Here is an 11,179-nt window from a genome sequence, read left to right as displayed (position 1 = left end):
ATCATAGAAAAGCCTCATTTTTAATGGGGCTTTTTCATGCAGAAGAAAAAATGTTGAACAAATCAATGTCACAGATATTGAAAAGTTATTGATCACTTAACGGCTCTAGGTTACTATTATCTCTTTCATTCGGTTGGTTCGAAAGAACATTGTTCCGCCCGATAGAGAATATCCTGCTAAATAAATAGGCCGTGATGAACATGGGGACATAACTGAATACAAGATGGTCGAAATGCATTAAATAGGTGCTTCCGCTGGCAATTAGATAAAAAAGAAAGATTACAATTGAGTGCGCGATGGGCCTGTCATTTATAAATCTTTTATACCCCATTTTTTCAATCAGGTATATATTAAATGTAATAAATACAGCAACGATGCCGACAAAAATAAACATATGGTTAAACGGAATGTTAAAAGTGAAGTTATAATTCGCTGGTTTAATCAGCATAATTAAACCGATATAGACAAATCCAATCGCCATAGTAAGGGGAACAGAAGCGATTAAGGTTGCCAGGCATACTTTTAAGGTATAAACAAAGGAAGGTTTCATATTGAGTGTTAATTTGTATTTTCAATATAGATATTATTTCTGAGTTTGACCTTGACCAGCCATGGTAATCGCAACATTCAACTTTTCTGATAAGTTAATTTTTAAGCCATTGCGAATGGATAAACTAAATTGTATTTTTGAAGCGCAAACACTACCAATTGCATAAATATTTTGCAGCTGGTATGTTGGCTAAGGAGAGTAAAAAATAAATAACTTATTTTCAAAACATATAAAATAATGAATTTTCCATCAGAATTAAAGTACACTAAAGACCACGAGTGGGTTAGAGTTGAAGGTAACGAAGCTTATATTGGCGTAACTGATTTTGCACAACGCGAGTTAGGTGATATCGTTTATGTTGACATCAACACCGTAGGTAGCGAAGTAGCTAAAGAAGAAGTTTTCGGTACAGTAGAGGCCGTTAAAACCGTATCTGATTTATATATGCCTGTTACCGGAACCGTATTAGAAGTTAATGCTGACCTAAACGACAACCCTGAATTGGTTAACTCTGATCCTTATGGAGAAGGCTGGATGGTTAAAGTATCTTTAGCTGATTTAACTGAAGTAGAAGGTTTGCTTACAGCTGCTGCATACCAGGAATTGGTAGGCGCTTAATTTATCATATTTTGTACAAAGCACTAAAAAGACAAATCTGGGCCATTATCTGGACCCTTGTTATTTTAGTGCTTTGTAATATGAGGATGCCTGAGTCTTCTGGTCCGGGTTTTTTCTTCGAAGGTTTTGATAAAATGACTCATCTGGGGTTTTTCTTTGTTTTATCAGTGCTGCTCTTTTATGGTAAAATAAGGTATCAGCATACTTTCGCTTTCAGAACATTAACAATTTTTAAAATCCTCCTGATCAATGCCATTATTGGAGGTACAATCGAAATATTACAGTGGAAAGTTTTTACCTACCGCTCTGCCGAATGGTGGGATTTTGCCTGTGATATGTTAGGTGCGTTAATGGCTGTTTTCAGTTATGTATTGCTCCATAAATTAAATTTCAATGAAAACGAAAGTTAGTATTATCTGCGTTATGGTAACCATATGTTTAAGCAGCTGCAGTATTTTTAAAAAAAACTGTAACTGCCCGAAAGTATATTACAAGAGTTATCCTTCACCACAAAAATAACATAGTCAAATCCCTCCCTCCCTTTTCGATTTGATTTGCAGCTCGCTTGCTGTATTTAAAATGTTACCAAGCTTTTAACACACCTTAACAAACCTTTAAGCTTTTGCCGAGTCTGATAGCTTAGTTTTGTATGTAATACCTAAATTTTTTTGATGAAAAAGAACGTTCAGAGGGCAATTTTTATAGTTCTCCTATTTTGTGGATATCTTGCCCAGGCGCAAAATACCGGCGCTATCAGCGGTAAAGTAATTAACGCAAAAGATAAAAAACCGGTTGATTTTGCTACCATAGCAATTAAAAGTTTGAAAGATTCGAGTGTGGTGGCCTCAGGTCAAACCAATCCGGATGGATCATTTAGCTTTAAAGCTATAGCAGCAGGCAAGTACCGGATTTATGCAGCCTTTTTGGGTTTAAAAACAGCAACTAAAGACGTAGAAGTGGCTAAAGCGGCAGTAAATGCTGGCGAAATTGCCATGAGCGATGATGGTGTTGATTTAAAAACCGTAAATGTTACCGCTACCATTCCGATTGTAGTAAAAAAGGATACCCTAGAATTTGATGCCAAATCAATCAAAGTGCGCGAAAACGCTGTAGTTGAAGACTTATTGCAGAAAGTACCCGGAGTTGAGGTAGCTAAAGATGGAAGTATCAAAGCCCAAGGCGAAACGGTAACCAAAGTAAAGGTAGATGGAAAAGAATTTTTTGGTAATGATCCTTTATTGGCAACCAAAAACTTACCAGCCGATATGGTTGATAAAATACAGGTAATTGATGAGCTTTCTGAACAGGCACAGTTTACCGGTATTGATGATGGAACCAGAAATAAAATCCTGAATATTACTACTAAAAATGGCATGAAACATGGCTACTTTGGTAATAGTACTGTAGGTTATGGTTCTAACGACCGTTACGATGCCAGTTTAAATGTAAACAAGTTTGACGATGACCGTCAGATCAGTTTCATTGGTCAGTTTAACAACGTAAATAAACAAAACTTTGGTCAGGGTGGTGGCGTAGGAAACGGATTTGGCGGAGGTGGAGGCCGTGGCGGTTTTGGCGGCGGCGGTGGGGGTAACTCCGGCAGTGGCGGCGGTGGTATCACTACAACGAATGCTGCGGGTTTAAACTTTGCCGATACTTACAAAGATGGTACACAGTTTCAGGCCAGTTATTTCTTCAATAAATCGACTGCCGATATCATTCAGGACTCACACATCCAAAATCTTTTTGGAGGGATTACAACCGATGTTACGCAGAATTTAAACAATACAACCGACCGTACCAATCACCGTTTTAATTTTATGGTGGATACGAAGATCGATCCTTCATTGTCTATCAAGATCCAGCCGAACGTAACTTACACAGAAAGTGATGGCAGTAGCATAACCAAGTATTACAGGAATTATGTAACGAGTATTACAGATGGAAGTCAGGAAAATACAACTACTGCTGCTACTCCTGCTGTTACCAATAATTTATTAGTCCGTAAAAGTTTTAAACGTAGGGGCCGTACCCTTTCGCTTAATGTAAACACCAGTATTAACGACAACAACGGTACCAATCAGAATTACCGTTTAGATCATATTACTGAAAGTGGAGTAAAAAGAGATTCGTTAACCAACCAGTTAAACAACACCAGTAGCCATGCTATAAACAACACTACAAGGTTGGTATATACTGAGCCTTTAAATAAAACCTTAAGTGTAGAATTTAATTATCAGAACGGTTATTCTAACAGCGATTCGCAGAGAGACGTATATAACTATAATCCCCTTACGTTGCAATTCGATTTAGTAGATAATACATTTTCGAATATTTATAATAACCGTACTTTAACCAATGCGGCTGGTTTTAGTTTTACTACAACAGAGAAAAAATACAACTGGAACATTGGTGTAGCCGCACAGCAGACCAATAGGGTAAATACCAATTTAACTACAGGTTTAAAACGTACACAGAACTTCATTAACATTACGCCATCTGCACAGTTTAGATATAATTTCAGTAACCGTAAACGATTATTTATCAATTATCGTGGTTCTACTACGCAACCAAGCATCGATCAGATTCAGCCTATCCCAGATAATACAAATTCGCAAACCCGTTACGTAGGTAACCCGGAGTTGAAACCTTCGTTTAATAACCAGTTGAGGATTAACTTCAATAATTTCAATATCGAAAGTGGTCGTTTCTTCTTTGCCGGATTAAACCTTACACAGACCTTTAACAGTATTGGAAATACCGTTGTTCCAATATCTGGCGGCCTTCAGCAGGTTAGTTATATTAACGTTAATGGCGTTTATGCTGGTAATGCCAATGCAACCTGGTCTTTACCTTTAATGCCTGAGCGTAAGCTTACCTTAAATATTTCGGGTAACGGTTCGTATAGCAGAAACGTAAACTTTATTGCCCCTAACGCGAGTACTCAACTGGTTAAAAACGTGACCAATAGTTATACCATATCTAATGGCTATAAACTGGTTACCAACGTAGATAAGTTTGATTTAACTGGTGGCATTACCGGTAGCTATACCAACTCTACGTTTTCGGCACAGCAATCGGCAAATACGCAGTATTACACCATTAACCCAAGCTTTAATGTAAGCTATGTATTCCCGGCAAATATCAGGCTGGCTATGGACATCGATTATTTCAGAAATTTTGGTGGTGGCGATTTGTATAACCAGGAATATACCATTCTTAACCCTTACATCAGTCGTCAGTTCTTTAAAAACAGAGCTACTTTTAAATTCTCTGTAAATGATGCATTGAATCAGAATACAGGTATTTCGAGAACTACATCAGGTACTTCAATTACCGATTTAAACTATAACGTGCTAAAACGTTACTACATGTTCTCGTTCACGTATTCGTTAACCCGTATTGGTGGTCGTACCATGAGCGGCGATATGCAAATGCCGGGTCAGGGTGGTGAAGGCCGACGCATGAGAATGTAAAAAATATCAATACCAGAATTGAAAGGCCCGTTTCTCGGGCCTTTTTTGTTTTACAGCCGTAACAGCTTATTAAATGTAAAGCTGACAATTGTGTATTTCATTTGTTACTTAAGTTAAAATAAACCTTTAAATATGCTGATAGTCTCTATGTTATAAAAACCAAACTAACCGAATGAAACCAATCTTTACGCTGCTTCTTGTACTATGTTCTTATTTTGTTTATGCCCAAAAAGCCGGCTCGGTGAGTGGGAGGGTGCTTCAATCGAAAGATAAAAAACCAATTGATTATGCTTCTTTGGCAGTAAGGAACCTAACCGATTCGAGTATGGTTGGTGCAATGAGTACTACCGAAGACGGAAAGTTTGTTTTCAAAGATCTGAAACCTGGCCCTTACCGAGTATATGCTGCATTTTTGGGATTAAAAAATATCACGAAAGATTTTACCATTACAGCCGATAAACCGGATGTAAGCTTAGGCGATATTGTTTTAGAAGGAGGTGCAATTGAGCTTCAAACCGTTGATATCAAGGCAGAAGTGCCTCCGATTGTGGTGAAGAAAGATACGCTTGAATTTAATGCAGGCTCGTTTAAAGTGGTAGAAAACGCAGTAGTAGAAGATCTGTTAAAAAAACTACCCGGAGTAGAAGTCGATAAATCGGGTGCGGTAAAAGCCCAGGGCGAAACCATTACAAAAGTTAAGGTGGATGGAAAGCTGTTTTTTGGGAACGACCCTTTACTGGCAACCAAAAACCTACCGGCAGATATGGTAGATAAAATCCAGATCATCGACGAACTTTCAGATCAGGCCCAGTTTACCGGTATAGATGATGGTTCGAGGACTAAGATCATTAATATTACAACCAAAAAAGACCGGAAGAATGGTTACTTTGGCAACACTTCGGGAGGTTATGGATCTAACGACCGTTACGATATAAACACAAATATCAACCATTTTAACCAGGACAGACGGCTAAGTGTAATTGGGCAGTTCAACAATGTAAACAAGCAAAACTTTGGTGGTGGTTTAGGTGGCGGTAACAGCGGCGGAAATGGTGGCCGTAGCGGGATTACAGATACTAAGGCCGGTGGATTTAACTTCTCTGACGAATATGCCGATCAAACCGAAATCAGCCTGAGTTATTTTGTGAATAAATCTGACAATCTCATTCTGCGCAATAGCGTTACACAAAATCTTTTGGGCAATGTTACCACGGTTTTTAATAATAACCAAACCAATACTTCCGACCGCTTAAACCATCGTTTAAATTTTATGGTCGATACTAAACTCGATTCGTTAACCTCACTAAAGATAGAGCCAAATTTAAGCTATACAGATAACGAGAGCCTGAACAGTAGTTTTTACAACCGCGATTACAGTACCTATAAAACAAATGGATCGCAGATATTAACCAACCACAACACCGCCCCATCAATTAGTAACAATATTTTGCTGCGTAAAAAATTTATGCGCCGCGGACGAACCTTATCCTTGAATTTCAACACCAGCATTAACAACAACGATGCTGATAACTACAACAATAACCCCGAAACAAGAGATGAAGGTGGGATAATCACACAAAAGGTAATTAACCAGTTTAACGATCAGGAAAGCGAATCGCTTAATCAGAATACCCGTTTGGTGTATACAGAACCCTTAGATAAGACCCTAAGCTTGGAATTTCACTATCAGAACGGATATAACCACAACACTTCCGACCGTTTTACCTATAATTTTAATCCGGCTACGCTCGAATACGATTTATTGGATCAGACATTCAGTAACTCATACGAGAATACCATTTTAACCAATGCGGCTGGATTCAGCTTTAATAAAATGGCCAAAAAATATAACTGGAATGTGGGTATGGCAGTTCAAAATACCGACCGGAAAAACAATAACATTACGCAGGGTTTTACACTAAAACAAAATGTTTTTAATTATACGCCTTCGGCTATCTTCAGGTATAATTTTAGCAACAGTAAGCGTTTGGTGTTCAATTACCGCGGTAGTACCACTCAACCTACCATACAACAGTTGCAGCCTATCCAGAATAATACCAATACACAAAGTATTCCGGTGGGTAACCCCGATTTAAAGCCCGAGTTTAACAATACCCTGCGTATTGCCTATAATACATTTACTGTAGGCAAAAACAGGTCGTTATTTGTTAACCTGAATCTTGCCCAAACTGCTAACCAGATTGCAAACAGTACCAGTTTAATTCAAAGCGGAAAAGATCAGGGCAAACTGGCTGTAACTCCGGTGAATGTTAATGGTGTTTATTCTGGTTCGTTGTCTTCATCTTTAAGTTTGCCTGTAATGGCCGATAATAAGCTTAATTTTCACATCAATGTTAGTGGGAGCTATAATCGCGATGTAAACTTTACCAACAGCTTAAAAAATATAACCAACAGCTGGTCTGTCACCAATGGCTACCGCTTGGTTTCCAATTTAGAGAAGCTCGATTTAACTGCAGGGGTTAGTGGTTCAATTAACCGGGCAACCTATTCCGTTCAGCCCAATTCGAACACCCGGTATTATACCTTTAGTCCAAATATTAGTGTAAGTTATATGTTCCCTGGCGATATCCGCTGGTCTATCGATGCCGATTATAACCAGAACACTGGGAGGGGAGAGGCTTTCGATACCCATTTTACGCTGGTAAATTCGTATTTAAGCAAGCAGTTTTTCAAAAACCGTGGTACTTTTAAAGCCTCAGTAAACGATTTGCTAAACGAAAACCAGGGTGTAAGCCGTACAGCCAATAACAATACCATTCGCGATGAAAGCTATAATGTATTGCAACGTTATTTTATGTTTTCGTTTACCTATTCCCTAAACCGGATGGGAGGTAGAAACCGGATCCGCGGTAATGAAGAAGGTGGTGGCGGAAGAAACCGCGGAGGCGGTGGTGGTTTTGGCGGCGGTCGTCAAAGAAATTAATCACGATACCGTAAAACCCTGCATTATTTCCCGAATGTAAAAGCCATGTTATTTGGAATAAATCTAAAGAAAGGCTAACTTGCGCCAAATTTAGCACATGAACCCGTTAGGCTCCATCTGGCTAATAAAATATAAATAAACACAGATGAAACTGTCGCACCTAAAAGTTGGAGAAAAAGGAACAATTGTAGCTTTTACAGATTTAGATATGTCTGTAAAGTTAATGGAGATGGGCTGCTTGCCGGGCGAGGTTGTAGAGGTTGAACGTTTTGCCCCTCTTGGCGATCCAATGGCCATTCGTGTTGCTGGTTATCAGCTTTGTTTGCGTAAAAGCGAAGCTGATGTGGTAATCATTCAATAAATATTTGGGTTTGGATATTAAAGTTGCATTAGTTGGTAATCCCAATACAGGTAAATCTACGTTATTTAACCGCTTAACCGGTTTAAATCAGAAAATTGGTAACTTCCCGGGTATAACAGTTGATAAGAAAACAGGTTTTACCAAACTTGCAGGCGATAAAGATGCTGAAATTATCGATTTGCCCGGAACTTATAGTCTCTACCCCAAAAGCGCCGATGAAAGCATTGTTTTTCAGGTGCTGGCCGATAAAAAGAACAATAGCCATCCTGATGTAATCGTATTGGTTACCGATGCCTCCAATCTTAAGCGTAATATGCTTTTGTATTCGCAGGTGGCCGATCTGGGCATCCCGATGATTTTGGCTTTAAACATGATCGATCTTTCTACCAAGCAAGGCATTGAGATTAATCTGGATAAGCTGGCCGAAAAATTAGGTATTCAGGTAGTTTCTATCTCGGCAAGAAATAACATTGGCATCGATAAACTTAAAAATGCCATAGCCAATACCACTAAAATAGCCACGCAGTTTCAGGAAGTTAATTTAAATTTTCTGGCCCCTGAAGCAATTAATGCAATTAAGGCAAAACTAAATTCAGACAACGATTATTATGCCCTGCAGGTTTTGCATCAGCACGAGCATTTAACTTTCTTCACCAAAGAAGAGCAGGAAGAAATTGAAGAAATAGAGCAATCGAACCATTTCGAATCGGCTAAAATACAGGCCGCTGAAACCATAGCACGTTACAAGCATTTAAGTACTATTCTTGCTGATGTGGTGGTGGATAAAGGAACAGAAAAGAAATTCTCTTTCAGCGATAAACTTGATGCAATACTTACCCATAAAATTTGGGGCTTTACTATATTTTTGCTGATTCTGTTTATAATTTTTAATGCCATATTCGCCTGGTCGTCTTACCCGATGGACTGGATTGAAAGTGGTTTTGGATTTATTACCGAACTTGGACACGAATATTTGCCGGCCGGTATGTTTACCGATTTATTATTGGATGGCGTGATTGCCGGTTTGGGCGGTATTTTTGTATTTATCCCTCAAATTGCCATTCTTTTTGCCTTCATTTCCATCTTAGAAGATACCGGCTACATGGCCCGTGTTACCTTTATGATGGATAAAATTATGAGTAAGGTTGGGCTCAACGGTAAATCGGTGGTGCCAATGATTGGTGGTTTGGCCTGCGCCGTTCCTTCAATTATGGCGGCAAGGAATATCGAAAACTGGAAAGACCGGATGATTACCATTTTGGTAACCCCTTTGGTGAGTTGTTCGGCGAGGCTCCCGGTATATATCCTGATCATATCCTTAATTATTCCGCAAAAACATGTGCTGGGTATTTTTAACCTGCAGGGCCTGGCGCTAATGGTGATGTACCTGGTAGGAATTGTGGCTGCGGTATTGGTAGCCTGGGTGATGAAACTCATCATCAAAACCAAAGAAAGATCATACTTTATAATGGAGCTGCCTGTTTACCGTATGCCGAGGTGGAAGAATGTACTTTTTACCATGTACGAGAAATCGAAAACCTTTGTTTTCGAAGCTGGTAAAGTAATTATTGCCATTTCGGTTATTCTATGGGTAATGGCTGCTTACGGACCCGGAGACCGTTTCGAAAATATAGAAAAGAAATATGCTGCGGCACTGGCCGATACCACCCAAAATACCGATCACATTAAGGTTTTGGAAGCAACCGAAAAGCTTGAAAATTCTTATGTAGGTGTACTTGGCCACTGGATTGAGCCTGTAATCCGTCCGCTGGGTTACGACTGGAAGATTGGTATTGGCTTAATCACCTCTTTTGCTGCCCGTGAAGCCTTTGTAGGCACTATGGCAACCATTTACAGTGTTGACGGCGGCGATGAGGATACCTCGACCATTAGAGAGCGTATGGCAGCTTCGGTTAACAGCCGTACCGGTTTACCGGTTTACTCTTTTGCTGCCGGTATTTCATTAATGCTTTTTTATGCTTTTGCTATGCAATGCATGAGTACAGTAGCCATTGTTTACCGCGAAACCAAAGGCTGGAAATGGCCGGTTATTCAATTGGCTTATATGACGGCCATGGCTTATGTTGCAGCGTTGGTAGCTTATCAGTTATTGAAATAGTTATTATTTCTATTTTAAGCGCATGCTATTGTTGATTATTGTTCTTTGAAGAGCAATACCTGCATCACTATCTAAATTTCCTCCCGCTTTCCGTTTTATCCCGATGAAAAATCGGGATGCTTACTCCTATCGGGTCTATGTGGCCAATATTATGCTACTATTAATGGTTGGGAGGCTAATCTGTGCAATCGTTTATGGAGCGATCGCTATTATTGCGTTTACCTTTGTTAATAAACCCGGTAGAAGCGGCAGCGCCCGATTGCAATTCGGGGCTATAGCGAATAACGGAACTGCTGTTCCCGAAGCCCTAATGAACATTCATTTTCAAACAGGATACGTAATTTTTTAGCCTGCGGTATGATTTCACAGATTTTAGGATCACACAGATTATCGTCTTTTAACTTTGGTCTTTCCCCTTTAGTCTTTACTTAGCCCAACTCAATTTGCCTTTTAATGCTCTCTTCTAATGAAATTAAAGTTTCGGTACGTTGAATGCCATTCACTGCCTGAATTTCTTCATTTAAAACATGACGCAGGTGGTTGGTGTCTCTGCAGATTATTTTTGCAAACATACTATAGGCTCCTGTAGTATAGTGTAGCTCTACCACCTCCTTAATTTTACTCAGCTGCGCAACCGCATCTTTATACTGTATTCCCTTTTCGAGATAAATACCCAAAAAAGCACAAATATCATAGCCTGCTTTTTGCGGATCGATAATTAAATGAGAACCTTTAATAATCCCCATTTCCTGTAATTTCTTCATCCGCACGTGTATAGTACCGCCTGAAACGATCAGATCTTTAGCTATTTCTGTATACGGTTTAGTGGCATCCTGCATCAATTGTTTCAATATATCGATATCGAGGTTGTCAATTTCTAAATTGGAATTGTCTTTTTTAAGCATATTTTTGAATTATGATAAGCGAATTTACGAATATTTATCAATATTATAAAAATAAAATTAAATGTTTAAAATATTTGCAAGGTATTGGTTGTTCCTTTACATTTGTATCAAGCAATTAACAAAAAGGAAACGTTCTTTCAAGATTGCTAAACATACTGTAGGGTGGTGAAACAGGCAGACACACCTCCTTGTCTCGGTGGCGGAGA

Annotated in this window: 8 protein-coding genes; 6 read left to right on the top strand and 2 right to left on the bottom strand. The window is 39.1% G+C overall.

Annotated features, from left to right (window positions below):
* Positions 1–85 precede the first annotated feature (85 nt).
* Positions 86–550, bottom strand: a complete 465-nt coding sequence (locus HWV58_RS15780; protein WP_175635005.1) for a hypothetical protein — start codon at positions 548–550, stop codon at positions 86–88.
* Between the two features lie 237 nt (positions 551–787).
* Here HWV58_RS15780 and gcvH point away from each other — a divergent pair, with 237 nt between their 5' ends.
* The 6 genes from gcvH (at position 788) to feoB (ending at position 10,068) form a co-directional block, all read left to right on the top strand.
* Complete coding sequence (gene gcvH / locus HWV58_RS15775) at positions 788–1,168, top strand: glycine cleavage system protein GcvH (RefSeq protein WP_124561096.1); 381 nt, start codon at positions 788–790, stop codon at positions 1,166–1,168.
* Between the two features lie 11 nt (positions 1,169–1,179).
* Complete coding sequence (locus HWV58_RS15770; RefSeq protein ID WP_235972744.1) at positions 1,180–1,578, top strand: VanZ family protein; 399 nt, start codon at positions 1,180–1,182, stop codon at positions 1,576–1,578.
* Positions 1,579–1,839: 261 nt separating this feature from the next.
* On the top strand, positions 1,840–4,644 hold the full coding sequence (locus tag HWV58_RS15765; RefSeq protein ID WP_175635004.1) for an outer membrane beta-barrel protein: 2,805 nt from the start codon (positions 1,840–1,842) through the stop codon (positions 4,642–4,644).
* Between the two features lie 172 nt (positions 4,645–4,816).
* Positions 4,817–7,588: an outer membrane beta-barrel family protein gene (locus HWV58_RS15760; protein WP_175635003.1), complete on the top strand. Its 2,772-nt coding sequence runs from the start codon at positions 4,817–4,819 to the stop codon at positions 7,586–7,588.
* 145 nt (positions 7,589–7,733) lie between these two features.
* Positions 7,734–7,949, top strand: coding sequence for a FeoA family protein (locus tag HWV58_RS15755; protein WP_039481214.1), 216 nt, complete (start codon positions 7,734–7,736; stop codon positions 7,947–7,949).
* A gap of 10 nt (positions 7,950–7,959) precedes the next feature.
* A complete protein-coding gene (gene feoB / locus HWV58_RS15750; RefSeq protein ID WP_394354245.1) occupies positions 7,960–10,068 on the top strand; it encodes a ferrous iron transport protein B in 2,109 nt (702 codons plus the stop codon).
* Between the two features lie 428 nt (positions 10,069–10,496).
* Here feoB and HWV58_RS15745 read toward each other — a convergent pair whose 3' ends face one another.
* On the bottom strand, positions 10,497–10,973 hold the full coding sequence (locus HWV58_RS15745; protein ID WP_025145395.1) for an Lrp/AsnC ligand binding domain-containing protein: 477 nt from the start codon (positions 10,971–10,973) through the stop codon (positions 10,497–10,499).
* Positions 10,974–11,179: the final 206 nt, after the last annotated feature.

The sequence above is a fragment of the Pedobacter ghigonis genome, from assembly GCF_903166585.1.
Taxonomy (GTDB): Bacteria; Bacteroidota; Bacteroidia; order Sphingobacteriales; family Sphingobacteriaceae; genus Pedobacter; species Pedobacter ghigonis.
Note: the sequence above shows the minus strand (reverse complement) of the source record. Positions and strands in the feature narration are given on the sequence as shown.

Coding starts and splice junctions, on each gene's coding strand:
- HWV58_RS15780 (WP_175635005.1), bottom strand. CDS start 550: ATGAAACCTTCCTTTGTTTATACCTTAAAAGTATGCCTGGCAACCTTA.
- gcvH (WP_124561096.1), top strand. CDS start 788: ATGAATTTTCCATCAGAATTAAAGTACACTAAAGACCACGAGTGGGTT.
- HWV58_RS15765 (WP_175635004.1), top strand. CDS start 1,840: ATGAAAAAGAACGTTCAGAGGGCAATTTTTATAGTTCTCCTATTTTGT.
- HWV58_RS15760 (WP_175635003.1), top strand. CDS start 4,817: ATGAAACCAATCTTTACGCTGCTTCTTGTACTATGTTCTTATTTTGTT.
- HWV58_RS15755 (WP_039481214.1), top strand. CDS start 7,734: ATGAAACTGTCGCACCTAAAAGTTGGAGAAAAAGGAACAATTGTAGCT.
- HWV58_RS15745 (WP_025145395.1), bottom strand. CDS start 10,973: ATGCTTAAAAAAGACAATTCCAATTTAGAAATTGACAACCTCGATATC.